This is a genomic window from Nocardioides humi, assembly GCF_006494775.1.
Lineage (GTDB): Bacteria > Actinomycetota > Actinomycetes > Propionibacteriales > Nocardioidaceae > Nocardioides > Nocardioides humi.
The window spans coordinates 2,543,906-2,569,742 of sequence record NZ_CP041146.1; the positions used below are offsets into that span (position 1 = coordinate 2,543,906).

Sequence of the window (25,837 nt, forward strand, 5' to 3'; positions counted from 1 at the left end):
GGTCGGGTCGTCGGACCGGGCCGCCCCGATGCGTCGGCGCTTCCCTCAGCAGGGCCGTTCCGCGAAGACGCACATCCGGAGCAGGACCGGCGCCGACCGCTCGACCAGCTCGTCCTCGGTGGTCGCGTCGGCGCCCACCGGGCCGCCTGTCGCCCGGCTCAGCAGCAACGCGTTCCCGACGCGGACGGCCAGCACCGCATCGCCCCGGGGCTCGGCCGCGCACCGGGCCAGGGCCCGTCGCGCGCGGTGCAGGGCCCGCTCGGCGGCGGCGTCGTCGGGGAACAGGATCAGGAGGCGCTGCTCGCTCGGGTCCTTCGAGCCGGCGGTGGCCATCAGGACGTCGGTGGCCCGGGCCAGCAGCAGGCGGACCCCGTCCGCGTCCCCGCACAGGTCGATCCCGTCGACCTGGTCGGCGTCGGCGCTGAGCCGCGGCGCGCCCATGCCGGCACCCAGCGCGAAGTCGTCGGGCACGGTCGTCACCCGGACGACCGGGTCGCTCGCCGCGGGCCCGGCGCCGCTCCCCCCGCCCAGGGCCGTCAGCGTCAACGGCACGGCCGTGGCCAGGCCGAGCGCCAGGCCGCCGGTCACGCCCCGCACACGGCGCACGTGGCGCAGGCGGCGGCGATCCCCGGCCGCGCGCACCTCGGCCGACGGAGCCAGCTGACCCAGCGTCCAGCCGAGGTCGCCGAGGTCGCCGAGGTCGCCGAGGTCGCCGAACGGCGTCTCCCGGTCAGCCATGGCCGATCACCCCCGGCAGCGGCTCGTGCTCGTCACCGCCGAGCAGGACGGCGAGGGCGGCGCGGCCTCGGCGGAGCCGCGTCTTGACGGTGTTCTCCGAGATGCCGAGCTCGGCGGCCACCTGGCGGACCGGGAGGTCGGCGAGGTGATGCAGGACGATGGCCTGGCGCTGTGTGGCCGGGATCTCCCGCAGCGCCGCCACCACGGCGACGTGGGTCTCACTCGGCGCGGCCACGATGCCGTCGTCCGACAGCGCACGATCGGAGGCCCGCCGTCCGCGGCTCGTGCGGCGCCAGCGGCTCACTGCGAGCCGGTACGCCGTCGTCCGGATCCAGGCCTCCCTGTACTCCACCTCGGCGAATCTCCGCCGCTGGGCCCAGGCCCGGGTGAAGGCCTCCTGGACGCATTCCTGCGCCTCGTCGCGGTCCCCGATCATGGCGTGGACCTGTGCCGTGATGCGCGCCGCCGAGGCGGAGTAGAAGGCGTCGAAGTCATGCTCGTCCATCGGCTCCCGTTCATGTGGCCGCGGTCCGCGCAACCAGCTCGTCTCCCAGAAGACGCCGGAGTGGGGACGTAGGTTTCACGGCAACGCACTCCGGGGCGGCGCCGCCCGAGCGGCACCACCCCGGGGGAAGGCGTCAGCGGCGCGGGACCTTGACCTTCCACTTCGCCGCGGCGGCCACCACGTCGGGCGCACCGAGGTAGCGGACGGTGATCTTGCGCTTGCCGGGCTTGAGGCCCTTCACCTTCACCTTCACCACGCCGTTGGTCGCGGCGATGTCGACGGTGCGGACCACCTTCTTCCCGACCAGCACCTGCACCTGGCCGGCGAGCGGGGCGGCTCGCCCGGGCGCGACCACGGCGGCCTTGACGACGGCGACCCGCCGGGCGCGCTTGAGCTTGACTCTGCCGGTGACCTGGGCGGCGAAGGTCGTCTTCGCCGGGCCGTCCGCGTGGTCGGGCTCGGGGTCGGGGTCCTGCTCGCCGGGCTTCGTCACGGTGACTGCTCGGGCGGGCGAGGCCGAGCCCTCGAAGACGTCGTTGCCGAGGAACTCCAGCGACAGGCTGTGCTCGCCGACGGCGAGGGCGCCCAGCGGGAACGTCACGGTGCCCGGTCCGGTCACCTCGACCTCGTCGCCGGTCGGCACGCCGCGGTCGAGGAGGCGCACCCGGCCCGCGAGGCCGGCCACGTCGAATCCGGACGTGAGGCTGGCGGAGATCGCGGCCGACGGGTCGCCGTACTCGTGCGTGGTGGTGCCCGGGTCGAGCGCCAGCGCGGTCGGGACCCGGCTCGGGAGCACCTCGAGCCGCGCGACCCGGGTGCTGCCGAAGGCGAGCAGGTCGGTCTCGGAGGTGAGGAAGTACAGCTCCCAGACGCCCGGGTGGGTGGCGGCGAACTGCTGCAGGGAGAGGACGTGCGGGCCGGCACCCTCGTAACCGCCCTCCTTGACGGAGACGTCCGGCCCGCCGCCGACCGGCTTCGCCAGCAGCGTGTAGGCGCCGCGCAGCGGGGCGTCGGCCGCGGTGCTGCTCACGGTCAGGCTGAGGTCGACGGGGCGGTACTGGGCGACCCGCAGGTCGTCGACGGCGGCGATGGACGTGACGCCCGCCTTGCTCACGGTGAAGGTGAGGCGGGAAGACGTGACCGAGCTGCTCTCCTTGACGACCTCGAGGGTGACGCTGTAGCTGCCCGGCTTGAACCGGGGCGAGGTCGGCCAGGAGATGGTGCCCTCCTTGTCGCTCGTCGCGAGCACGTCGGTGAGCGGGGTGTCGTTGCTCGGCGTGTAGTAGACCGTCGCCACGGTCTCCTGCGCGCTGTAGTTGGTGGTGAACAGCAGGCCCTGACGCCCGCCGTACGCCGGCGACGCGCCCATCTGGAGCTTGGTGAACCTCAGCGCCGGACCGCCGGGGTCCGTGGGATCGTCGTCGTCGAGGGCGTGGGCCGGTGCAAGCGAGGCCAGCACTGCCAGCACTGCGAGCAGGACCGTCGACAGCGCCAGCGCCGGCGCATGCAGGAAGGGGCGGGTGGGGGAACGCATCGGGTCTCCATCGATCTCGGTTGTCGGTTGCCGCAGGAGCGTGTCGCGGCGCGCTGGGAGCCCGCTGGGCGACGACCAGGCGCGCGGATTCCCGATTCCCAGTCCGCTCCCAGTGGCGGCGCCTACCATCAGCGCGTGCAGATCGACGTGCTGGGCCCGGTGCGGGTACGCCGGGACGGCACCGAGATCGACCTCGGCACCCCGCGGCAGCGGGCCATCGTCGCCGCCCTCGCCCTGGAGCACGGCAGGGTGCTCTCGGTGCCCGGCCTGATCGCGCGGGTATGGGGCGACCGCCCGCCGACCAGCGTGACCGGGACGCTGCAGAGCTATGTCGGCCAGCTGCGCCGCGCGCTCGAGCCCGATCGCGGGCCGCGCCGGCCGGCGACGGTGCTGGTCACCGAGCACGGCGGGTACGCCCTGCGGACCGACCGCGCCGCGCGCGACGACACCGGCCTGGTGGACGGGGTGGTGCGGGCGCGCGAGCTGCTGGCCGTCGTACCCGATCCGCTGCGGCCCACCGCGCCTGCCGCGGCCGTGGCCCAGGTCGAGCAGGCGCTGGTGGTCACCGACGGGGCGCTGGCGGCCTGGCGCGGCATTCCGTACGCCGAGCTGGGCGACGACCCCGACACCACCGCCGAGCGCGCCCGGCTCGAGGACCACCGGACCGCCGCCGAGGAGCTGCGCGCGGTCGCGCATCTCGCGCTGGGCCGGCACGCGGAGGTCGTCCCCGCGCTGGAGGCGATGACCCGGGCGCACCCGCTCCACGAGCGCTGGTGGACGCTGTGGGCGGTCGCCCTCGCCCGGTCCGGCCGGCAGGCGGACGCGCTCGCGGCGCTGCAGCGGCTGCGGTCGGTGCTCGACGACGAGCTCGGCGTGGAGCCCAGCGCGCCGGTCCGTGAGCTGCAGACCGCGATCCTGCGCCAGGACCCCTCGGTGACCTGGCAGGACCGCACCACCGCCCCCGCGACCGGCGGAGTCCACCTCGACGCCGCACCGACCACGGCCGGCGGCCGGACCGCACCACCCCCGCCGCCGTGGCCGCTGGCCGGGCGCGAGGCCGAGCTCGACCTGATGACCGCGACCCTCGCCGACGCCGAGAGCGGCCGCGCCCGGGCCGCCTGGCTCACCGGCGAGGCCGGGATCGGCAAGAGCCGGCTCGCGCTCGAGACCGCCCACCGCGCCTTCGAGCGTGGGTTCACCGTCGTGACGGCCGACTGCGGCCGGCCGGGCGCACCGCCACTCTGGCCGTGGCACCAGGTCCTCGGCTCGCTGCGGCAGCAGGGCGCCGATCCCGGCGAGCAGACGGACCTCGCGGATCTCGCCGGCGCCGATCCGCAGGACTTCGACACCTGGGAGACCATCGCCGGCGCCGTGCGACGAGCGGCGCAGGCACGCCCGGTCCTGGTCGTCCTCGAGGACATCCACGACGCGGACCCGGCCACCCTCGACGTGCTCCGCCAGCTCGTCGCCTCGGCGACCGCCGAGCGGCTGCTGCTGCTCGCGACGAGGCGGGCCGGCGCCGGCGACGACGCCGCGCTGGCCGGCGTCGCCGCGGTCGTCGCCCGGCACGGCGGCGCCCGGGTGGACCTCACCGGCCTGGCCGCCGCGCCCGCGCAGTCCCTCGTCGACACGGCGACCGGCCGGGCCTGGCCGGCGGCCCAGGTGGCGGAGCTGATCGAGCGCTCCGGCGGCAACCCGTTCTTCCTGGTGGAGCTGGCCCGGGCGGGCGGCGTGGTCAGCGGCTCGCTGACCGACGTGGTCGCGGCCCGGGTGGCCGAGCTCCCGCCGGACACCCGCGAGGCGCTCGCGGTGGCGGCGGTCGCCGGCCGGGAGTTCGACCCGGGCCTGGTGGCCCTCGCCCTCGGGGTCGACCTCGCGGCGCTCGCCACCCGGCTGGCTCCGGCGGTCACGGCCGGCCTGGTGCACGAGCCGGCGGGCGTCGTACGCCGCGGTGCGTTCGCGCACGCCGTGGTCCGCGATGTCGTGCTGGACTCCCTCGGCGGCGCCGAGCGCAGCCGGTGGCACGCGCGGCTCGCCGCCGAGCTCGGCGCGCATGCCGGTCTGCGCCGGGTCGAGCAGCGCGCGGAGCTGGCCCGGCACTGGGAGCTGGCCGGCCCGAGCACGCCGGTACGGCGTGGCGCGCGGTGCTGCGTGCCGCCGAGCAGGCGGGCCTGGACGCGGCGCACCGCGAGGAGGCCGAGCTGCTGACCCGGGCGGTGGCGCTGCAGGAGCAGGATCCGGCCGGCCAGGACCACGAGCGCTACGAGCTGCTGATGCTGCTCGTCGACGCCCAGCGCTGGGCGGGGCAGTGGGGCGGGCTCGGCCGGTCGGTCGACCTGGCCATGGCCGCCGCCGAGCGCACCGGCGATCCCGAGCGGGCGGCCCGGGCCGCGATGGCGACCATCGAGGGCGCCGTCTGGCAGGTGCGGACCTTCGGCGTGGTGCACGCCCCGGTCGTCGCGGCGCTGGAGCGCACCATCGCCCAGCTGGACGCCGGCGACGCGGCGGTCGGGCTGCGCGCTCGGGCCCGGGTCGCGCTGGCCACCGAGCTGTACTACTCCGACGACCTCGCGCGGGTGGACGCACTGGTCGAGGAGGCGGTGGCGCTCGCCGACGCGACCGACGACCTGCGGCTGCAGTCGGTGGTGCTCGCCGGCGCGTTCTCGGCCCGGTGGCGTACCGACACGCTCGGCTGGCGGCGCGCGCTCGCCGAGCGCGCCGTGGCGGTCGCCACCGAGCTGGGCGACGCCCGGGCCCAGGCGCTCGCCCAGGCCCTCGTGGTCTGCGCGGCGCTGGAGGCCGGCGACGTGGCCGCGTTCCGGTCGCTGCTGCCGGGCGCGCTCGGCCTGGCCCGGCACCTCGGCCTGGTCACCGCCGAGGCGGTGCTGCTCGCCGCGGACATCCCGCTGCGCGCGATGGCGGGCGAGGACGACATCGCCGCCGGCGAACTGGCCGAGGTCACCGACCTCGCCCGGCACAGCCGGATCCCCAACTTCGACCGGGCGCTGATCGGCACCACGGCGCTGGCCGCGCTCTGGTCCGGCGACGTCGACACCCTGGCCGGGCTCGGCGAGCGGCTCGGCGCCACCGGGGACGAGGGCGTCTCGATGCGCCACGTCGGCCCCTGGCTGCTGCTGCGGCTCGGCCTCGTCGACCTGGCCCGCGACTCCTTTCCCGACCCCGACATCGACCTCGACGACCACTCCTACACGCTGCTCGCCAACGCCTGCCTGGCCTGCGAGCTCGGCCTCGGGCTCGGCCTGCCGGACCTCGCGACCCGGGGGTACGCCGTCGCGGCGCCGTACGCCGGCCTGATGGCGTCGGGCGGCAGTGCCATGCCGCTCGGGCCGGTCGACGGCTTCCTGGCGCTCGGCGCGGCGGCGGCCGGTGATCTCGCCGCCGCCGCGCGGCATGCGGACGCCGCGGTCGCGCTGGGGCGGGCGTGGGGGCTGGAGAGGTACGCCGCCTGGGTCGAGGCGGCGCGCGCGGCGTACCGGATCTGATCGGGCTCGGACGGTCAGGGCCGCGGGGCCAGCGCCTCGACGGTGCGGCGTACCAGCGTCGGCTGCTGGCCGGCGGCGAGGGTCAGCACCGGCGCCCCGCGCTGGAAGAGCACGAGGGTGGGCGCCTCGGTGACCCGGTACGACGCGGCGGTGCGCGGCCAGCGGTCCATGTCGATCCGCACGCAGGTCAACCAGGGCAGGTCGCGGGCGAGCACGTCCAGCTCGTCGGCGGCGGGCGCGCCCCGGTGGAAGCAGACCAGGACCGGCGTCGCGGCGCCGAGCACCAGGTCGGCGAAGTCGCGGTCGGTGGCCGACCGCACCCCCTGCTCACGGCACGTGCCGGAACGCGGCGGCGTGGTCGCGGAGGAACCGGCGCCGGGAGAGCCGCAGCACCAGCGCGAACACCGGCCCGGCCGCCCGGACCAGGCCGGTGACGACCTCGCCGGGCACCTCGTGGACCATCCACGGCAGTTGGAAGCGCAGCTCGGTCAGGCTCGGCCGGCCGCGGAACTCGGTGCGCTCCAGCTCCTCCCACTCCCCCGCGCCGACGTACCGCTGGACCAGGGCGACCGCCTCCCGCTCCTCGTGCGAGAGATGGTCGTCGAGGACCGCGCGGGTCTCGGCGAGGAGGGCGGGCAGCCCGGCCAGCGCCTCCGGGTCCGGTACGGCGAGCAGCCGCTCGAACCGCTCGGCGCACTTCTCGAGCAGCGGGTCGATCAGCGCGTGCTCGGCCGCCATCGCCTCCAGGACGGCACCGGCCTGCTCGTCGCCGGCGGCGGCGACGCGCTCGTGGAGGAGCGGCCAGAGCACCCGGTCCTCGACGGAGTGGTGCTCGTGCAGGTGGTGCGCGAACCGGGTCCACCGCACGCCGAGCGCGCGCCAGGTGGCCCGGTCGTCGAGCGGCGTGTGCTCCGCGGCGGCCCGCAGGTCGCGCAGGTCGCGGCGGAAGGCGTGGTGCATGAGGTACATGCCGCCCAGGTCGCACGGGCCCGGCGGCGCGGCCGCCTGGCCGGGGAGGAGGAGGGTGGTCGGGTGGTCGGTGGGGGTGCTCATGGTGCCGAGGATGACGGCCGGCACTGGGAGCCGACTGGGATCGGGCCCGTGGGCGTCAGGCGATCCAGGGCGGGGTCACCGGGTCGCCGAGCCGGTCGCCGTCGATCGGGACGGCCCGGCCCCGGCCGGCGCCGCAGACGAGGAGCTCCGCGCCGGGACCGGCCGAGATCCGCCGGCGTACCCCGGCCGGGAGGCTCAGGGTGTCCCCCGGCGCGAGGTCGAGCCGGTCGCCGTCGACCTCGACGGTGGGCTCGCCGGACAGCACCAGCCAGACCTGCTCGACGTCGAAGAGGTGCCAGGGCCCCTGCTGGCCCTCGGTCATGGCGACCCGCCAGACGCTGAGGTCGCCGGTCCCGCTGAGGGTGGGCGAGGCGAGGGTGGTCATCACGGCGTTGGGGGTCTCCGAGACGCGCCGGCCGTCGGCTCGGGTGACGTGGGCGGACATGATCGATCTCCTTTGGTCAATTGGGTTGACCAAATATAGGTCGACTGCGACCGATGGTCAACCGAATTGACCATCGGCGACCCGGGTCACCAGATCGGGCGGACGCCGCCCGTCGTACCGGTGCCGGAGGCGGCGAGATAGGCGTGCAGGGCCTTGGTGAGCGCGGCGTACGCCCGCGGGCCCACGGCCTCGGCGACCTCGTTCTCGACCGTCCGCCACGCCCGGTCCGCCGTCGCCAGCACCTCCTCGCCGCGCGGCGTGGTGGTGACGTCGCGGGTCCGGCGGTCGGCGGCGTTCACCGTGCGCGCGACGAGTCCGCGGTCCTCCAGCAGGTCGACCATCTGGCTGGCGGCCTGCTTGCTGACCTGCAGCATTCCGGCCAGCCGGGACACGCTCTGCGGCTCGTCGGCCACCGCCCGCATCAGGTACGCGTGGGCGGGCCTGAGGTCCTCGCCGAGCAGCTCCCCGAGGACCTCGGCGTGCCGGTCCGCCAGCGCCCGGAAGGCGAACGCGAACTGCATCCCCAGGTTGGGCTCGGCGTCTCCCATCAGGCCCAGAGCACCTCACGGGCCCAGACGGGCACCAGGTCGCCGGCCCGGCCCTGCCGGGACTCGTGGAAGAAGTGGCTGCCCTCGCTGGGCTCGAGGTTGAGCTCGAGCGTGCGGGCGCCGTGGCGGCGGGCGTGCTGGACGAACCCCGCGGCGGGGTAGACCGCGCCCGACGTCCCGATCGACACGAACATGCTCGCCTCCGCCAGCGCGTCGGCGATCCGGTCCATCTCGTAGGGAACCTCCCCGAACCACACCACGTCCGGCCGCAGGTCCTCGACCCCGCATCCCGGGCAGGCCGGCTCGTCGATCAGCGTCCCCTGCCACGGCGACGCCACCCCGCACGCACGGCACAGCGCCTTGAGCAGCTCGCCGTGCATGTGCACCACGTTGCGCGACCCGGCCCGCTCGTGCAGGTCGTCGATGTTCTGGGTGACCACGAGCAGCCCGGTTCCGAGCGTCTCCTCCAGCTCGGCGAGCGCCCGGTGCGCCGGGTTCGGCTCCACGGTCGCCAGCGCGGCGCGGCGCTCGTCGTAGAAGCGCTGCACCGTCGCCCGGTCCCGCTCGAAGCCCTCCGGCGTGGCCACGTCCTCGACGCGATGTCCCTCCCAGAGGCCGTCGGCGTCGCGGAAGGTCGGCACCCCGCTCTCCGCGGAGATGCCGGCACCGGTCAGGACGACGATCTGGGGCACGACCGGAGGCTACCCGCCCACCGGGTGACCGTCGTCACGGGCCGGTGGACACCGCGGCCGCAGCCGGGGGCGTTCCCGCGAGCTCGGCCAGCCGGTCGGCGGCGTAGAGCTGGTGCGGAGCGGTCTCGCCGCCGCTGTTGCGGTAGCGCGCGGTGAGCGTGGACAGCGTCGCCCGGACGTCGGCGTACGCCGGGTCGTCGGCCAGGTTGTGCATCTCGTAGGGATCGCGGCCGCGGTCGTAGAGCTCGACGCCGCCGCGGCGGTACTCCACGTAGGTCCAGGTGCCGATCCGGACGCCGCGATAGACCCGCCGGGCGCGCCGTACCTCGCCCCGTCCGATCCACGCCTCGATCGGCACCACCCGGACCTGCGGCGGGGCGCCGATCCAGGGCAGCACGTCCACGCCGTCGAGCGGACGGGGCGGCCGCACGCCGGTCGCGGCGAAGATCGTGGCCGTGAGGTCGGGGACGGTCACGGCGGTGGGCACCACGACACCCCGCGGCAGCCCCGGGCCGCGCATGTAGAGCGGGACGCGCAGCGACTCGTCGTAGTGGAAGCGCTTGCCGTTCATGTTGTGCGGGCCGATGGCGTAGCCGTTGTCGGAGTGGAACACGACGAGCGTCCGGTCCAGCTGCCCGGTCCTGCGCAGCGTGCGGAACAGCTTCGCCATCGCCCGGTCCAGCCCACGGGCCGCCTCGATCCGGCGCTGGTAGACGATGTTCAGCGCCCGCTTCTGCAGCGCGTCGAACCGGTTCGCGTTGGCGGGGGCGTACGACGGCACCGCCGGGTCGCCCTCCGGGAACGAGCTGGGGAAGAGGGGCAGCGGCACCCGGCGGTAGCGGCCGCGGTCCTTGGGGTCGGGCACGGTCGTCTTGAGCTCGCCCGCAGGCGTACCCGGGAACAGCCGCTTGGGGTCGTCCTTCCCGCCCGGGAAGCCGACGTGCGGCGCGACGTAGTTGACCCACGCGAACCACGGCCGGCCGCCGCGATCGGCGCCGATCATCTCCTGCGCGTGCGCGGTCATCACGTCGGTCGTGTAGCCCTTCGAGCGCGCCACCACGCCGTTGACGTTCATCCGCGGCCCGAAGAACCGGTACGTCGACGGGTCGACCGTCGCCCGCCAGTCGGTCCAGCCCTCCGGCACGTCGTGAGCGGTGCCGTCCTCGCCGTACCGGTTGATGAACTTGCCGGTGAAGAGGGTGTCGTAGCCCGCCTCTTGGAGCGCCGTGGCGAGCGTGTCGGCGTGCGAGAACGCGGAGTAGCCGCCGTCGCGGCCGCTGACCGTGCGGACCCCGTGGTTGTGGGCGTACTGCCCGCTGAGCAGCGAGGCCCGCGACGGGGCGCACAGCGGCGTCGGCGCCAGCGCGTCCGCGAACGCCACCCCACCCCGCTCCATCAGCCGCCGGACCCGCGGCAGGTAGGGCATGTCGATCGTGGCCAGGTCGTCGACGGTGACCAGCAGGACGTTCGGCCGCTCGACCTCACGCGTGAACCCCGGCGTCGGCGTGGGCCTCACCGCCTCCCGCTGCGCCTCCGGGAGCCGGCCGGGGTCGTCGATCCCCGCCAGCGCCGACCTGCTGAGGGGGAGCGACGCGCGCAACTCACCGGTCCTTCGACGTGCCACTCCACACCTCTCCCCAGTCGGTCGACCCAAAGTGAGGTTACTAGACCTCTCTACTCGAGTACGGCCTCCCGGCGCTCACCCGAGCGTCGAGGCTACGCCGGTCCGCCGCGGCGCGGCGGGCGTGACGTCCCGGGCGACCGCCGCCCACAGCGCGGCGTAGCGGCCGCCGAGACCCAGCAGCTCCCGGTGCGACCCGTCCTCGACGATCACGCCGTTGTCGACCACGAGGATCCGGTGAGCGGCCTGGGCGGTGTGGATCCGGTGCGCGATCAGGATGGTCGTCCGCCCGCTCGCGACCAGGCCCATCGCGCGCTGCACCCGGGCCTCGGTGGCGAGGTCGAGGTTGGCGGTGGCCTCGTCGAGCAGCAGGATCGCCGGATCGACGAGGAGGGCGCGCGCGAGGCTGAGCAGCTGCCGCTCGCCGGCCGACAGCGATCTGCCCTGCTCGCTGACCGGCGTGTGGTAGCCGAGGGGCAGCGCGGCGATGAAGTCGTGCGCACCCACCTGCCGGGCCGCCCGCTCCACCTCGAGGTCGCTCGCCCCGGGGCGTCCGTAGGCGATATTGGACCGGATCGTGCCCGAGAACAGGAACGGCTCCTGGGGGACGAACCCCAGCTGGTGGCGGTACGACGGCAGGTCCAGCTCGCGCAGTGGTACGCCGTCGATGCGGACGGTCCCGGCGGTGGCGTCGTAGAACCGGGCGACCAGCTTCATCAGCGTCGACTTCCCCGCGCCGGTGGTGCCGACCAGCGCGACCACCTGTCCCGGGGGGATGGTCAGGCTGACGTCGTCCATGGCGACCACGGCGCCGGTGCTGCCGTAGGCGAAGGTCACGTGGTCGAGGCCGATCTCGCCGCGCAGCCGGCCCGGGACGACCGGGTCAGCGGACTGCGGCGTCGCCGAGGGCGTCTGCAGCAGCTCCCTCAGCTGCGTGGTGGCGACCTGCGCCTGCAGCCACTGGTCGAACACCGTCGACAGCTGCCGGATCGGCGCGAAGAACTGGTCGAGGTAGAGCAGGAAGGCGATCAGGATGCCCGAGCTCAGTGCGCCGTCGGCGTACATGCCGGCGCCGACCGCGAGAGCGATCGCCTTGGCGGTGGTGGAGAGCAGGTCGAGGAACGGGAAGAACCGGGCCTGCAGCTCGAAGGAGCGCTCACGGGCCGAGCAGTAGTCCTGCGCCAGCCGCGCGAACCGGGCCTCGTTGGCCGGCTGCTGGTTGTGCGCCTGGCTGACCGCGATGCCGGAGAGGCTCTCCTGCATGTCGGCGTACAGGACCGAGATCCGCTCGCGCGCGATCCGGTAGGACCGGCTCGACGCCCGGCTGAACAGCACGGTCGTGACCGCCAACGGGACGAGGACCACGGCCACGGCCAGCGCCAGCAGCGGGTTGAAGGCCGCCAGCACGATCGCGATGCCGCCGCAGGTGAGCAGGCTGACCAGCGCGGTGACCAGGCCCTGCTGGAGCAGCTGGGCGAAGGCCTCCACGTCGGAGGTCATCCGGGTCATGATCTTCCCGGCCTGGTGCCGCTCGTAGTAGTCGAGCGAGAGCCGCTGGAGATGGGCGAAGGTGCGCACCCGCAGGCCGAAGAGCATCCGCTCGGCGGTGCGCTGCGTGAAGGAGGTCATGAACCGCTGGTTGGCCCAGGTGGCGAGCTGCAGCACGAGCAGGCCCGCCACGACCGCCAGGAGTACGCCGACCGCGTCGCGGAGCACGCCGTGGTCGACGCCGAAGCGGATCAGGGTCGGCCCGGAGAGCCCGGTGAGCGCGTCGATCGCGACGAGCAGCGCGCCGAACAGCAGCGGGCGGTGGAACGGCCGGAACACCTCGCGGATCGAGAAGTCGTCGTGCGGGGCGGTCTGCCGGGCGATGTCGACGTCGGGCTCGCCCGACAGCGGCGGCAGCGCGGCCACGGCCGCGAGCAGCTCGGGGGACGCGGTGGCGAGGCTGCCGAGCCGGCTGGAGTCGGCGAAGCTGCCCCCGCCTCCCCCGCCGCCCGTGCTGCGCGCGACGGCGTCGGCGGCGAAGGCGCTCACCTTGAGCGCGCCGGTCCGGTCGGCCTCCGCCGGCCAGGCCGCCGCGTCGACCGCGGTCACCGGCACCGTCACCGCCATCACGGACAGGTCGTCGGCCTCGGCCTCCGGGCCGGTGAGCAGCTCCCGGAAGAGCGCCGAACGCTCCTGCAGCTCCGGCACCGTGCCCTGGTCGACGATGCGCCCCTCGTCCAGCACGATCACCCGGTCGGCGAGCCGCAGCGTGCTGGCGCGCTTGGCGATGAGGATCGTGGTCCGGTCGGCGAGCACCTCCGTGAAGGACGCGTGGATCGCGTGCTCGGTCCGCGCGTCGATGGCCGAGGTGGCGTCGTCGAGCACGAGCACCCGTGGGTTGGCGAGCGCCGCGCGGGCCAGGGCGATCCGCTGCCGCTGCCCGCCGGAGAGCGTGTACCCACGCTCCCCGACGACGGTGTCGTAGCCGTCGGGCATGCCCGCGACGAAGCCGTGGGCATGCGCGGCGATCGCGGCGTGCTCCACCTCGTCGTCGCTGGCGGCCGGCCGGCCGAAGGCGATGTTGTCGCGGATCGTGGTCGAGAACAGGAAGCCCTCCTCGAACACCAGCCCGACGGCGTCCCGCACCGATGCGACGGTGTAGCCCCTCACGTCGCGGCCGTCGATCCGCAGCACGCCCGACGTGGGGTCGTGGAAGCGGGCGAGCAGGAGCGCGAGGGTCGACTTGCCCGAGCCGGAGGCACCGACGATCGCGACGCTCTCCCCCGGCTCGATGCGCAGCGACACGTCGCGCAGCACCGGCTCGCCGCCGGCGTACCCGAAGTCGACGTGGTCCAGCTCGACACGCCCTACCGGCGCCACCAGCGGTACGGCGTCGGCGCGATCCCGCACGGCCGAGGTCGCCGCGAGCAGGTCGACCAGGCGGGCGGTGCTCGCGCGGGCCTGCTGGCTCGTGGTGAGGATGCTGGAGAGGAAGCGCACCGGGGTGACCAGTTGGACGACGTAGCTGGAGAAGGCCAGGAACACACCGAGCGTGAGCTGGCCCTGCATCACCAGCCAGCCGCCGAGCGCGAGCACGCCGACCTGGGTCAGGCCGGGGAAGGCGTCGAGCGTCGCCGAGAAGGCCGCCGTGATCCGGGCCGCCCGCAGCCGCGACTGGAACAGCAGGCGGGCCGCGCCGTTGAGGGCCTCCTGCTCCTGGGCCTCCTGGCCGAACGCCTTGACGACGCGGACGCCGGTCACCGCCTCCTCGACGATGCCCGCGACCGAGGCCTTCTGCAGCGCGTCGGTGAAGCTGGCCGGGAAGGTCCTCGCGCGGAACCGGACCGCCACCCACAGGAACAGCGGGACGCTGACGACCATCACCAGCGACAGCACCGGCGAGAGCCACACCATCGCCGCCAGCGCGGCGACGAGCAGGGTCAGGTTGCCCCAGGCGATGCCGAGCTGCTGCAGGAACATCTGGATCAACGTCAGGTCGCTGGTCGCCCGGGACATCACGTCGCCGGTGCGGAACCGGTCGCGGCCCGTCGGGTCGAGGTGCTGCAGGTGGTGGTGGACGAGACGCTGGAGGTCGCGCTGACTGCGCGCGGCCGCCTTGAAGCCGACCGAGCGGCGCAGGTACTGCAGGACGAAGCAGACGACGCCGGTGACGACGAGCAGCGCGATCCATGGCGCGAGCGGTCGCTCGTGGGCGACGATGCTGTCGTCGACGATCACCTGCTGGATCAGCGGGATCGCCGCGAGCGCGAGCTGACCGAGGACGGCGAGGACGATCGCCAGCCGGATCCGCCGGAGGTTGGCGCGTCCGAGCAGCGGCGCGAGCTGGCGGAGGGTGCCCCGCTCGGGACCGGCCCCGCCGCTCACCGGGCGTTCGAGCGGCGGCGCTGGGACGCGTCCGCGAGAGCCGGGGGCTGGTAGCCCCGGTCCGCCTCGTTGACCGTCGTGCCGGGCGGCACGATCTCGTCGATCCGGTCGAGGATGTCCGGGGCGAGCGAGACCTTGCCGACGTCGAGCTGGGACTCGAGCTGCTCCAGGGTGCGCGGGCCGATGATCGCGGAGCTGACCACGGGGTGCTCCAGCACGAACGCCAGCGCCAGGTGGATCAGCGAGATGCCGGCGTCGTCGGCGAGCGCCTGCAGCTGCTGGACCTTCTCCAGCTTCCGGGCGTTCTCCGGGAGCGTGGCGTCGTGGCGGGCCGGCTGCCGCTTCGCCCGGCTCGAGACCACCTGCGAGCCCGGGCGGTGCCGGCCGGACAGCCAGCCGCCGGCGAGCGGGCTCCACGGCAGCTGGCCGAGCCCGTGGCGCTGCAGCGTCGGGAACAGGTCGCGCTCGTTGTGCCGCACCAGCAGGGAGTACGGCGACTGGTCGGTGACCGGTCGCTCCCGGTTGCGGCGCTCGGCGGTCCACTGCGCCTCCACGATCTGCGAGGGCAGGAAGGTGGTGGTGCCGAAGTAGCGGATCTTGCCCTGGTGCACCAGGTCCGAGAGCGCGGAGAGGGTGTCGTCGATGTCGGTCTCGGGGCGCGGCCGGTGGACCTGGTAGAGGTCGATGTGGTCGGTCTTCAGGCGGCGCAGCGAGCTCTCGACCTCGCGGATGATCCAACGGCGCGAGTTGCCCTGCTGGTTGGGGTCGGTGTCGGACATCGAGCCGTGGAACTTGGTGGCGAGGACGACGTCGTCGCGCCGGCCGACCAGCGCCTTGCCGACGATCTCCTCCGACTCGCCCCGGGAGTAGACGTCCGCGGTGTCGATGATGTTGATCCCCGCGTCCAGGGCGGTGTGGATGATCCGGATCGAGTCGTCGTGGTCGGGGTTGCCGTAGGCGCCGAACATCATGGCGCCCAGGGTGAGCGGGCTGACCCGCAGGCCGGTCCGGCCCAGCAGGCGGTAGGAGGAGACCTCGATGGTCATGGTGCTGCCTTTCTCCGTGGTTCTTCGGGGTTCTTCGGGGCTTCTTCGTGGGTGGGTGATCAGCGGGAGGGCAGGCCGCGCTCGGCCAGCGCGTCCCGGAGGGTGTGGCGCCCGGCCATCGACGAGGTCCCGGCCAGCCGGGCGAGGACCCGGCTGCTCCAGTCGCCGGGCAGCCCGTGCCGTTCGTTGTACGCCGCCAGCCGCTCGTCGTACGCGGGGATGGCGGCGTCGGCGGCCGGCGCGTCGTACTGCTCGCGGTGGACGACGGCCGACTGCGGCAGCCGGGGCTTGATCCCGGCGTTCTCGGCCGGGTCGGGGGCGCCCACCGCGAGGCCGAAGGCGGCGACGGTGTGGTCGGGGAGCCCGAGCTCGGCGGCCACGTCCAGCGGACGGTTGCGGATCGCGCCGACGAAGACCGTGCCCAGGCCGAGCGACTCGGCCGCGACCACGGCGTTCTGCGCGGCGAGCGCGGCGTCGATGAAGCCGATGAGCGTGGTCTCGACGTACTCCGTCGCCGCCAGGTCGACGCCGGAGCGGGCGCCGAGCCGGCGGGCCCGGCCGAGGTCGGCGACCCACACCAGGAACAGCGGCGCCTGCTCGATGAACCCCTGGCCGCCGGCGAGCGCGGCGAGGCGTGCCCGGCGGGCGGGATCGCGCACCGCGACGACGCTCCACGCCTGCAGGTTCGACGACGTCGGCGCCGACTGGGCCGCGGCGACCAGGGCGGTCAGCTCCGCCTCGGTGACGTCGCGGTCGGTGAACCGCCGCACCGAGCGATGGGCGAGCTGGGTGGCGAGGACGTCGTTGCCCGGCGCGAGATCGCCCAGCGCGAGCTCGGCGACCGGGTCGGCGTACCGGAAGGCGATCGTCATCAGGCGGCCTCGGCGCCGTCCCGCAGCAGGGGCAGCAGCTGCTCGCCCTGGCGCCGGATCTCCGGCAGGTAGGGCGTGTCCGAGAGCACGAAGTGGGTGATGCCCAGGTCCTGGTACTTCCGCAGCGACTTCGCGACGTCCTCGGCCGAGCCGACCAGCCAGGTGGTGCCGGCGCCACCGCCGCCGAACCTCCCGGGCGTCGTGTAGAGGTTGTCGTCGAGCACCTCGCCGCGCGCGTGCAGGTCGAGCAGCCGCTGCTGGCCGACCGCCGTCTGCCGGCGCGGCGGCCGGGTGTTCTGCCGCTCGGCCAGCTCGGCGACCTTCGCCTCGGCGTCGGCCCAGGCCTGCTCGGTGGTGTCGCGGACGAAGGTCGTGATCCGCAGCCCGAACTCCAGCGGCGCGTGCTCGCGGCCGAGGTCGGCGCTGAGCCCGCGGAGCCGTTCGATCCGCTCGCGTACGCCGTCCAGCGGCTCGCCCCAGAAGAGCTGGACGTCGGCCTCGGTGGCGGCCACCCGCTCGGCGGCGGCCGAGGCGCCACCGAAGTAGAGCTTCGGGTGCCGCCGCTCGCCGCGCGGCCGGATCCGCGGGAGCGCCGTGGAGTCGGTGACCGAGAAGTGCTCGCCGGCGAAGGTGACCGACTCCTCGGTCCACAGCCGCCGGACGATCTGCAGGAACTCCCTGGTGCGGGCGTAGCGGTGCGCCTGGTCGCCCTCGGCGTCGCCGTACGCCTCGAGCTGGTCCTGCCCGGAGACGATGTTGATCCGCACCCGGCCACCCGTCAGGTGGTCGAGCGTCGCGGCCGCGGAGGCGAGGTGGGCGGGACGCCAGTAGCCGGGCCGGATCGCGATGAGCGGCTCGAAGGTGGTGGTCCGGGCCGCGAGCGCGGTGGCGACCGTGAAGGTGTCGGGTCGGCCCCAGCTGGTGCCGAGGAGCGCGCCCTTCCAGCCGGTCTCCTCCAGGGCCCGGGCGTGGGCGGTCAGGGTCTCCACGCTGTTGTGGCCCTCGACGGTCGGGTCGCCGCGGTGCCCGGGGTCGACCTGGTTGGGGATGTACCAGAGGAATTCGGCGCTCATGCGGGTCTCCTGTTCTCGACTGCGAGGACGTCCAGGCGGTTCTCGGGGCGGGGCAGTCCGTAGTGCTCGCGCAGCGTGCTGCCGGCGTACTCGGTGCGGAACAGGCCGCGCTCCTGGAGGATCGGCACGACGTGCCGGGTGAAGGCCTCGAGGCCCGAGGGCAGCACCGCCGGCATGATGTTGAAGCCGTCGGCGGCGCCGTTCTCGAAGTAGTGCTGGATGCTGTCGGCGACCTGGACCGGCGTGCCGGTGAAGGTGCGGTGGCCGCGCCCGCCGCCCAGCTTGCCGATCAGCTCCCGGACGGTGAGCCGCTCCCGGCGGGCCCACTCGACGATGAGGGTACGACGGCTCTTGGCGCCCTCGATCGCGTCCTCGTCGGGCAGGTCGGCCGGCAGCGGCCGGTCGAGCTGGAGCCGGCCGGCGTCGACGCCCAGGGTGCGGGCGAGCTGGACGACGGCGTACTGCGGGGCGATGAGGCGGTCGAGCTCCGCGTCGAGCTCGCGCGCCTCCGCCTCGGTCTCCCCGATCACGGGCACGATGCCGGGCAGGACGAGCACGTGCTCGGGGTTGCGCCCGGCCGCGGCGACGCGGCGCTTGATGTCGGCGTAGAACTGCTGGCTCTCCTCCAGCGTCGGCTGCGCGGTGAAGATGGCCTCCGCCCACTGGGCCGCGAACTCCTTGCCGTCCTCGGAGGAGCCGGCCTGCACGAGCAGCGGGTAGCCCTGCGGCGAGCGGGCCAGGTTGAGCGGCCCGTCGACCTTGAAGAACCGGCCGCGGTGGTCGATCGACCGCACCCGCTCGCGCAGCGCGTGGACGCCGGCCTCCTTGTCCGCGACGACGGCGTCGTCGGACCAGCTGTCCCACAGCCGGGTGGCGACCTGCAGGAACTCGTCGGCCCGCTCGTAGCGGCTGCGGTGCAGGGGCTGCTCGTCGAGGCCGAAGTTGCGGGCCGCCGCGTCGCCGGCGGTCGTGACGATGTTCCAGCCGGCGCGGCCGCCCGACAGGTGGTCCACGGAGGCCAGCCGGCGGGCGAGGTTGAACGGCTCGTTGTACGACGTGGAGGCGGTCGCGATCAGGCCGATCCGGCTGGTGGAGACGGCGAGGGCCGCCAGCAGCACGGTCGGCTCGATCTTGCCGGACGGCCGGCGGCCGGGATCGCCCCAGAGCACCGGGCTGTCGGCGAGGAAGAGCGAGTCGAACCTGGCGGCCTCGGCGACCCTCGCCAGGTGCTGGTGTGCCTCGAGCGAGAGGTGCGCGTGCGGGTCGGACTCCGGGAGCCGCCACGACGCCTCGTGGTGGCCGGTGTCGTGGAGGAAGAGGTTGAGGTGTAGCTGGCGGCGTACCTGGTCGCGGGTGGCCATCAGACCGCTACCTCCACGACCCGGCGGGTGTCGTCCTCGACGCCGAGGTCGGCCAGCAGCCGGGCCCTCAGCGCGGCGAACCGGGGATCGGCCGGCGAGCGCTGGTCGCCGAGGTCGATGGTCAGGTCGGTGGCGACGACGCCGTCGACCAGGACGATCACCCGGTCGGCGAGCACGATCGCCTCGTCGACGTCGTGGGTGACCAGCAGCACCGCCGGACGGTGCACGGCGCACAGGCGGTGCAGCAGCGCGTGCATCCGGATCCGGGTGAGGGCGTCGAGCGCGCCGAACGGCTCGTCGGCGAGCAGCAGCTGCGGATCGCGCACCAGGGAGCGCGCCAGCGCCGCCCGCTGCTGCTCCCCGCCCGAGAGCTCGTGGGGCCAGGAGCGCTCGCGACCCGCGAGGCCGACCTCGGCCAGCGCCTGCCGGCCGCGGTCCCGGGCGTCCCTGCCGTCGAGGCCGAGCACGACGTTGTCCAGCACCCGCTTCCAGGGCAGCAGCCGGGAGTCCTGGAAGACGACCGACACCCGGTCGGGGACCTCGACGATCCCGGTGCCCGCGACCTCACGGTCCAGCCCCGCCAGCGCCCGCAGCAGGGTCGACTTGCCGCTGCCCGACTTGCCGATCAGCGCCACGAACTGCCCGGGAGCGATCTGCAGGTCGAGTCCCTTGAGGACGCCGCCGGCCTCGTTGAAGCTGCGGTGCAGCTGCTCCACCCGGACCGCTCCGGCTGTCGGTGGGCCGGTCGGGGGACCGGTCGGGGGACCGGTCGTGGGGCTCACCTCGAGCCCAGTGTGCGTCGCCATGACAGCGCCTTCCTCTCGATGAGTCGAACGGTGCCGTCGGCGATCAGGCCCAGCAGGGCGTAGACCACGAGGCCGACGACGATGATCTCGGTCTGGCCGTAGCTGGACGCGAGGGTGATCAGGTGGCCGATGCCGCTGGTCGCGTTGATCTGCTCGACGACGACCAGGGACAGCAGCGAGGTGGTGACCGCGAACCGGAGACCGAGCAGGAAGCCGGGGGTGGCGCCGGGGAGGACCACGTGCCGGACGAAGCGGCTCCGGCTGAGGTCGGCGGTCTCGGCCAGCTCGACGTACCGTCCGTCGATGCCGCGCAGCCCGTTGTGGGTGTGGATGTAGATCGGGATCGCCACGCCGATGGCGATGGTGATGATCTTCATCTCCTCGCCGATGCCCAGCCACAGGATCAGCAGCGGCATCAGCGCCAGGCTCGGGATCGCCCGCTTCACCTGGACCGGCCCGTCGATGAGCGCCTCGCCCACCCGGCTGAGACCGGAGACCAGCGCGAGGACCAGGCCGACGGCGATGCCGAGCCCGAGGCCCGCGAACGCGCGCACCGCGGAGACCCGCAGCGCCTCCTGGAGCCGGCCGCTCTCGATCAGGTCGCCGGCGGTGGAGACGACCACCCACGGCTCGGAGAGGGTGCGCGGATCGAGGACGCCCGTCCAGGACGCGAGGAACCACAGCGCCACGAGGAGCAGCGGGCCCAGCCAGAGCGCGAAGGGGATCCGGCGGCCGGGGCCGAGGCGGCGGCGCAGCACCCGGCGGTCCGGCACGGTCACCGGCGTCAGCTCGGCAGTCGGCCGGCTGATCACGGACGCGGTCATCAGGAGCCTCCCAGCGCGTCGGCGACGACCTGCTCGTAGCGACGGTCGTAGAGGGTCGTCACGTCGAGCTCGGGGTGACCCTGCTCGCTCGAGAGCAGGTCGGCCGTCTCCTGCTGGCGGGCGATGAAGTCGTCCCAGCTGCCGATGACGTCGCGGTTGGCCGAGGTGGCCAGCAGCCGCTTGCCGTCCTCGAGGGTCAGCCCCTCGTGCTCGACGTAGTAGGCCTGGGCGAACTCGTCGGGGTGGTCCTTCACCCACTGCCGGGCCTTGACCCAGAGCCGGACGAAGTCCTTGAGCGCGGCCGCCTTGTCGGCGTCCTCGAAGACCTCGGCGGGGCCGTAGAGCACGCTGGCGTCGTCGCGGATGCCGGTGCGGATCGACGTACCGCCGTCGGGTCCGTACTTCGCGAGGTACGACGTCAGCAGCGTGCCGCCCAGCGGGGCGACGTCGACCTGCTTGCTGCCGAGCGCGTTGACGTAGGTGTCGTTGACGCTCTGGAGCTCGACCAGCTCGACGTCGTCCTGGGCCAGTCCGGCCTTCTGCAGGGCCTTCAGCACCAGCGCGCCCTGGGCCTGGCCCGGCGAGTAGGCGATCTTCTTGCCCTTGAGGTCCGCCAGGTCGCCGACCTCGACGCCCGGCGCCACGCCGAGCTCGTAGATCGGGTTGTCGAGCGGGTCGGGGTTCTCGCTGACCGCGAAGATCTTGACCGGCGTGTCGGTCCAGGTCGCGAACAGCGGCGGGATCTCGGCCACCGAGCTCGCGTCGAGCGCGCCGGCCCGGAAGGCCTCCAGGCTCTGCGGGCCGCCGCTGATGTTGGCCCACTCGATCCGGTAGCCCTCGACCTCGTCGATCAGGCCGGACGTCTCGAGCGCGACCTCGGCGTCGGGGATCCCGAGCCGGAGCACCGTGCCGTCCGCGACGTCGTCGGGGAGCGCGGCGTCGGCGGCGAGGGCCTTCACCGGCGTGCTGTCGCTGCCGCAGCCCGCCAGCGCGGTGACGGAGAGCGCGGTCAGGAGGACGAGGGCGCCGCGGCGCAGGCGGCTTCCCTCGCGGGGCACAGGACTGGGCTTCATCGATTCTCCTCCGGGGGACAGAGCGGGAGTGCGGGTGCGGGACGGTGCCGTACTCCAAATATGATTAAGTCACTAGAGTTAGAACACAACAATGCGTCGGCCTGAAATAAGGAATGTGCCGCAGGTCACATCCCGCTCCTGGTGGTCAGAGGGAGTGGTAGGCGCCGTCGTGGTAGAGCAGCGGCGAGGTCGTGACGGCCTCGGCGAGGCGAGCCTCCTCGACGTGGGCGATCACCAGCCGGGAGTCGCCCGCCGGGATCTGGTGCCGGAACCGGACCCGCAGCCAGCCGGCGTGCTCGGCGAGCACCGGCTCCCCGGTGGCCAGCCGGCGCCACGCGGTCGCCGCGAAGCGGTCGATGCCGCTGGTGGCGAAGGTCGCGGCGACCGGCTGGTGCCGGGCGTCGAGGAAGTGGACGACGGCCGTGCGCCCGTCCCGGACGTGCGGCCAGCTCGAGGACCGGGCGTTGATGCCGAAGCTGACCAGCGGCGGCTCGGCCGACAGCGAGGCCAGCGAGGTGGCGGTGAAGCCGACCGGGCCGTTGCCGGCGTCGAGGGTGATCACCACGACCCCGGCCGGGTGACCTCGGAAGGCCCGCCGGAAGGCCGACGGGCCGACCGGCCAGTGCCCGGTGGAGCGCGGGATGAGGTCCGCCGCCGTGGCGGCGATGCCGTCGTGGGGAGCGGGCGCCGGCGTCGTCATGCAAATCAGACTAAGCCGATCAACTTTATACGCAACAATGCGTCGGATTGAAAATAGGGAAGTCGGCCGCGGACCGGCTCCGGCAGCGTCAGGAGGCGCGTGAGAGCCGGCCCGGGACGCTGACCGGAGCGGCGTAGATGCGGTCCAGGACCACCGCACCGCCAGCCGTCGCCAGCACGTGCTCGGGGAAGCTCGTGCCCGCCACGACCTGCCCCGCCCCGACACCGGCGCGCGAGCCGGACTCGACCTCGGCCAACAACAGCTCCCGGCACCGGGGAAGCACCCGCTCCCCCACCTCCACCACGCTCAGCAGGTCGGGGTCGAACAGATCGAGCAGCAGCGCGGCCGCCCGCCCGACCAGGCCCGCCCGCTCCTCGAACAGCGCCACCGCACGCGGGTCACCGCCCTCGGCCGCGCCGATGAGATCCCGGAAGACGGGGCGGTCGATGATCCGGGCGGCCAGCGCGCGTCGTACCAGGGTGCGCTCGGAGACCGCCGCCTGGAAGCAGCCCACCTTGCCGCACTCGCACGGCTCCGCACTGTCGTCGATCTTCAGGTGCGCCACCGCGCCCGCGGCCGAGCGCGGTCCCTGCTGGACGCTTCCCGCGGTCGCGAAGGCGATGTCGACCACATTGCCGACGAAGAGCTGGAGGATGCTCGACCGCGCCTGCTCGACGTGCCGGCCGAACAGCTGCTCGGCGCGCACCAGCGCGCGGGAGTGCCCGTCGACGGCCACCGGCAGGCCGGTCGCGTCGGCGAGCCGCTCGCGGACCGGGACGTCGTACCAGCCCAGCATCGGGTGCTCGACGACGACGCCGGCCGCCGCGTCCACCCATCCCCCGGTGGCCAGCCCCAGCCCGAGCACCCGCCGGCCCCCGGCCTCCTCCAGCAGGCGCCCGACCTCCACGGCGATCCGCCCGAGCACCACCTCGGGATCGCGGCCGGCGTGCTCGTGCTTGTGCTCCACCAGCACCCGGCCGCGGAGGTCGAGCAGGGCCACGGTGAAGCGGTGGACGGCGATGTGCACGCCCACGACCGCCGTCGTCTCCGTGTCGATGGCCAGCGGCACATGCGGCCGGCCCACCCCCGGCGGACCCGCCGCCTCCGGCGCCTCCCGCAGCAGCCCCTTGTCGATGAGCAGCGTGGAGACCCCGGTCAGCGACGCCGCCGAGTAGCCCGCCACCCTCGCCACCGTGCTGCGCGCCACCGGCCCGTGATCGAGCACCACCCGCAGCACGTCGGCCGTGATGCCCGAGGACCGCCGACCCCGCGCACCCGCAGGGAGATCGGCCCGCCGCGTACGCCTGGTCTCCACGAGCGACTCCTGATCGTCGTTAACTGAACCAATTCAGGAGACTAACAGTAGATTAGTCGGCGAGTGAGGCTCGCTCACCCGGCGCGTGGTGGGCACCGCTTTCGCGACACGACACGCGCCGGTCACCCCGGCGACACCCGGGTGGCCCATGCTGAGCCGCGATCGACGTACGACCCGTTCACGATCGTCTCGGAGGCACGGCCCATGTCGCACCCGTCGCTCCCCCTCGGCAACCGCCCACTCGCTCGCGGCCAGCCATCTGTGGCCGACGGCGGAGGATCGGACGCGGGCGGCGGCGGGAGATCTCATGCGCGCCTCGGTGGCTGCCCCTACTCGACAACCGTGAACGCATGGCGCCCCAGTCCTCGACGCGCCTTGTCGAGCTTTCGCGCCGACAGACCGTGGCCTTCCCTCTCACGAATCGACGCATGGGCCCGATCCGTGGGGAGCGGAGGCCGCTCCGTTCGCGGCGAGGCCAGGACGAAGAAGGGATGAACAGTCGCAGCGCCCGTCTGAACGCTATACCGCTCGACGTCCGCCGCCATCGTCGTGGCGATGCCGACGTATGGTGGATCGAGTATGGCGTCGCGGGTCAGTCCGTCCTCAAGGAGGAGCTTCTCGCGATACACGGAGCAGCCATCCTCATCGAACTCCAAGGCCGACCAGTTCAGGACGGGCTTGCCCGTGCCTTCATCTTTGGTGATGTGATTGGGATTGACCGGTGAGTACCTGCGAAGCAGGAGTTCGTGCTGTGAGACAGGCGTCATGCGGAGGTTCGACTTGCTCGAGCTTTCAGAGTCCCCGAAGCTGAACCCGGTGACGAACACCCTTCGCAAGAGCTTCAAGAAAGTCGCGCGCCTCGCGGATCGCGCCATCTGACGGCTCCCAGTTCCGGTTCAACTCGTAGTCAAAAACGTCGCTCCCCGCAGCGTCCTCCGCCCAGAGCCGGACGTCGGAGGGCGATACGACGTCAATCACTAGGACGCAGCCGTCCACGAGCCACTCGATCGTCAGAGCGCCACTAGGCCCCCTCGACAGTTGCGGCGTCGGGTGATCATCCGTCAGAAGAGCGTCGAGGAGCTCCAAAGCGACCTCGGCTCGCGCGAGGTCTGCGTCGATGTCAGTGCTCGATACGACGATGTCACGCAGCGATGCGACGAAGTGCACCAGCAGACGGTCTCGCTGAACACCCGTGCTGAGACTCGGCTCGGCCAGAGTCATCTCCGGAACAGGCAGCGGCTGCCTGCTCTTGCGCACGAGGGTGGGACGGCGGATCCCAACGGGAGATGTCGATGGAACGGCATACGTGAGGCTCACCGGGCTTCACCCCATTGCTGTCGTGCCGATTCGGTCGTCGTGGCGGCGAACGTTGCCCGCGCCACCTGCCAAGCCACTTCTGCGCTGTCCAGCGCAGAAGTCATAGTTGTATCAGGTCGGTGGAAGCACTTCACGGAGATTGTCAACAACCCCGCCGACATTTCGCCGATCTGCTGGGGGGCGGCAGAGACTTCAACTTGGCCATCCCGGCCTTCGTGGTGGAAACGTCGCACATGTTGGAGGTTGGTGAAAAGGGGCTCCGTCTCGATCGGAAGGTCCGGCGCCGTCCACACCGACAGGGCCTGACCATCAAGCAGATGGTCCGAGGTCAGCCGGTTCACATAGCTCCACTCAGTCACTAGTGGCGTCAGAGCGACGCCGCCAACGGCGGCGCTGGTCGCGAACTCCTCGAACAGCTGTCTGAACTCGGCGATCAATGCCTCGTGCCCTGGGTAGACAGCGCTCTCGGAACCGGCCTCGACCTTTCGCCAGTTCAGCAACAGACGATCGTGTTGGATCTGGATAAGCCGCTCGCCGCCCTGCGAGGCCATCCAGAGGCGAGTCGGCGGTATGCCCTGACCGAACTGAAACTCGAACCCACCAGTTGGTCGGAGCGGACGCGTTGGTGGGAGCGCCTCTCGCTCTGCGACCTCGGGATAGCGAGCCTTCCAGAGCTCATGGAGGGCGCCAAAGGAGAGCACACCGAAGTTCGGAAGCGGGGCGAACTCGACGCCAACCACAACCTCAACGACGGGCGCGGCGCTGTAGTCCGGCCAAGTCACAGTGAGCGCCACAACTTGATCATAGGGTGCGTGCCTCCCGGCGAAGCGGCGCTGTGGTCCTCGTGGCCCCGCGTCTTCAATGCTAGCCGCGCGACCAAGAGTGCGGGCGTTGCCGACTAGCAACGGACTTTTTGCGGACCAGACGCGGACTTCGCG

Annotated in this window: 24 protein-coding genes; 2 read left to right on the forward strand and 22 right to left on the reverse strand. The window is 73.3% G+C overall.

Translation table 11 applies throughout. The features are described from left to right. Positions 1-45: 45 nt before the first annotated feature. The 3 genes from FIV44_RS12445 to FIV44_RS12455 form a co-directional block, all read right to left on the reverse strand. Positions 46-738, reverse strand: coding sequence for a hypothetical protein (locus FIV44_RS12445; RefSeq protein WP_141004705.1), 693 nt, complete (start codon positions 736-738; stop codon positions 46-48). Beyond that, positions 731-1,243 (reverse strand): sigma-70 family RNA polymerase sigma factor, encoded by a 513-nt coding sequence (locus FIV44_RS12450; RefSeq protein ID WP_141004706.1) that lies wholly within the window; start codon positions 1,241-1,243, stop codon positions 731-733. Before FIV44_RS12450 ends, FIV44_RS12445 begins: the two co-directional genes overlap by 8 nt. 133 nt (positions 1,244-1,376) lie before the next feature. After that, complete coding sequence (locus tag FIV44_RS12455) at positions 1,377-2,777, reverse strand: Ig-like domain-containing protein (protein ID WP_181411140.1); 1,401 nt, start codon at positions 2,775-2,777, stop codon at positions 1,377-1,379. A gap of 135 nt (positions 2,778-2,912) precedes the next feature. On the opposite strand from FIV44_RS12455, the gene FIV44_RS12460 reads away from it, so the two are divergent. Together FIV44_RS12460 and FIV44_RS12465 are read left to right on the forward strand one after the other, a co-directional pair. Then, a complete protein-coding gene (locus tag FIV44_RS12460) occupies positions 2,913-4,985 on the forward strand; it encodes an ATP-binding protein (RefSeq protein WP_181411141.1) in 2,073 nt (690 codons plus the stop codon). Then, positions 4,922-6,280 carry a hypothetical protein gene (locus FIV44_RS12465; RefSeq protein WP_141004709.1) on the forward strand — a complete coding sequence of 453 codons (1,359 nt, stop codon included), beginning with the start codon at positions 4,922-4,924 and terminating at the stop codon, positions 6,278-6,280. Before FIV44_RS12460 ends, FIV44_RS12465 begins: the two co-directional genes overlap by 64 nt. 14 nt (positions 6,281-6,294) lie before the next feature. Here FIV44_RS12465 and FIV44_RS12470 read toward each other — a convergent pair whose 3' ends face one another. The 19 genes from FIV44_RS12470 to FIV44_RS12565 all read right to left on the reverse strand — a co-directional run bounded on the left by FIV44_RS12470 (position 6,295) and on the right by FIV44_RS12565 (position 25,693). Then, complete coding sequence (locus tag FIV44_RS12470; RefSeq protein ID WP_141004710.1) at positions 6,295-6,600, reverse strand: thioredoxin family protein; 306 nt, start codon at positions 6,598-6,600, stop codon at positions 6,295-6,297. Positions 6,601-6,607: 7 nt separating this feature from the next. Then, complete coding sequence (locus tag FIV44_RS12475) at positions 6,608-7,333, reverse strand: hemerythrin domain-containing protein (RefSeq protein WP_141004711.1); 726 nt, start codon at positions 7,331-7,333, stop codon at positions 6,608-6,610. 55 nt (positions 7,334-7,388) lie between these two features. Continuing rightward, entirely contained in the window at positions 7,389-7,778 is a 390-nt protein-coding gene (locus FIV44_RS12480) for a cupin domain-containing protein (protein ID WP_141004712.1), read from the reverse strand. 86 nt (positions 7,779-7,864) lie between these two features. Next, on the reverse strand, positions 7,865-8,326 hold the full coding sequence (locus tag FIV44_RS12485) for a MarR family winged helix-turn-helix transcriptional regulator (RefSeq protein ID WP_141004713.1): 462 nt from the start codon (positions 8,324-8,326) through the stop codon (positions 7,865-7,867). Next, positions 8,326-9,018, reverse strand: a complete 693-nt coding sequence (locus FIV44_RS12490) for an NAD-dependent deacylase (RefSeq protein WP_141004714.1) — start codon at positions 9,016-9,018, stop codon at positions 8,326-8,328. Before FIV44_RS12490 ends, FIV44_RS12485 begins: the two co-directional genes overlap by 1 nt. A gap of 34 nt (positions 9,019-9,052) precedes the next feature. Then, positions 9,053-10,618: a sulfatase family protein gene (locus FIV44_RS12495; protein ID WP_141004715.1), complete on the reverse strand. Its 1,566-nt coding sequence runs from the start codon at positions 10,616-10,618 to the stop codon at positions 9,053-9,055. A gap of 99 nt (positions 10,619-10,717) precedes the next feature. After that, positions 10,718-14,512 carry an ABC transporter ATP-binding protein gene (locus tag FIV44_RS12500; protein ID WP_141004716.1) on the reverse strand — a complete coding sequence of 1,265 codons (3,795 nt, stop codon included), beginning with the start codon at positions 14,510-14,512 and terminating at the stop codon, positions 10,718-10,720. After that, a complete protein-coding gene (locus FIV44_RS12505; protein WP_141004717.1) occupies positions 14,509-15,558 on the reverse strand; it encodes an aldo/keto reductase in 1,050 nt (349 codons plus the stop codon). The genes FIV44_RS12500 and FIV44_RS12505 overlap by 4 nt, the downstream gene beginning before the upstream one ends. 59 nt (positions 15,559-15,617) lie before the next feature. After that, positions 15,618-16,430: an NADPH-dependent oxidoreductase gene (locus FIV44_RS12510; RefSeq protein ID WP_141004718.1), complete on the reverse strand. Its 813-nt coding sequence runs from the start codon at positions 16,428-16,430 to the stop codon at positions 15,618-15,620. Continuing rightward, a complete protein-coding gene (locus FIV44_RS12515) occupies positions 16,430-17,503 on the reverse strand; it encodes an LLM class flavin-dependent oxidoreductase (RefSeq protein ID WP_141004719.1) in 1,074 nt (357 codons plus the stop codon). The genes FIV44_RS12510 and FIV44_RS12515 overlap by 1 nt, the downstream gene beginning before the upstream one ends. Continuing rightward, complete coding sequence (locus FIV44_RS12520) at positions 17,500-18,864, reverse strand: LLM class flavin-dependent oxidoreductase (protein WP_141004720.1); 1,365 nt, start codon at positions 18,862-18,864, stop codon at positions 17,500-17,502. The genes FIV44_RS12515 and FIV44_RS12520 overlap by 4 nt, the downstream gene beginning before the upstream one ends. Next, on the reverse strand, positions 18,864-19,670 hold the full coding sequence (locus FIV44_RS12525) for an ABC transporter ATP-binding protein (RefSeq protein ID WP_141004721.1): 807 nt from the start codon (positions 19,668-19,670) through the stop codon (positions 18,864-18,866). The genes FIV44_RS12520 and FIV44_RS12525 overlap by 1 nt, the downstream gene beginning before the upstream one ends. Beyond that, positions 19,643-20,494 carry an ABC transporter permease gene (locus tag FIV44_RS12530; protein ID WP_141004722.1) on the reverse strand — a complete coding sequence of 284 codons (852 nt, stop codon included), beginning with the start codon at positions 20,492-20,494 and terminating at the stop codon, positions 19,643-19,645. Before FIV44_RS12530 ends, FIV44_RS12525 begins: the two co-directional genes overlap by 28 nt. Next, positions 20,494-21,567, reverse strand: coding sequence for an ABC transporter substrate-binding protein (locus FIV44_RS12535; RefSeq protein ID WP_141004723.1), 1,074 nt, complete (start codon positions 21,565-21,567; stop codon positions 20,494-20,496). Before FIV44_RS12535 ends, FIV44_RS12530 begins: the two co-directional genes overlap by 1 nt. A gap of 145 nt (positions 21,568-21,712) precedes the next feature. Next, positions 21,713-22,267, reverse strand: a complete 555-nt coding sequence (locus FIV44_RS12540) for a flavin reductase family protein (RefSeq protein ID WP_141004724.1) — start codon at positions 22,265-22,267, stop codon at positions 21,713-21,715. Between the two features lie 88 nt (positions 22,268-22,355). Then, the gene (locus FIV44_RS12545; RefSeq protein WP_141004725.1) at positions 22,356-23,582 is read right to left on the reverse strand and encodes an ROK family protein; all 1,227 of its coding nucleotides are present in this window, start codon (positions 23,580-23,582) and stop codon (positions 22,356-22,358) included. A gap of 329 nt (positions 23,583-23,911) precedes the next feature. Then, positions 23,912-24,349 (reverse strand): hypothetical protein, encoded by a 438-nt coding sequence (locus FIV44_RS12555; protein WP_141004727.1) that lies wholly within the window; start codon positions 24,347-24,349, stop codon positions 23,912-23,914. Between the two features lie 25 nt (positions 24,350-24,374). Then, positions 24,375-24,749, reverse strand: a complete 375-nt coding sequence (locus FIV44_RS12560; protein ID WP_141004728.1) for a hypothetical protein — start codon at positions 24,747-24,749, stop codon at positions 24,375-24,377. Between the two features lie 146 nt (positions 24,750-24,895). Next, entirely contained in the window at positions 24,896-25,693 is a 798-nt protein-coding gene (locus FIV44_RS12565; RefSeq protein WP_181411142.1) for a TIGR04255 family protein, read from the reverse strand. Between the last annotated feature and the right edge of the window lie 144 nt (positions 25,694-25,837).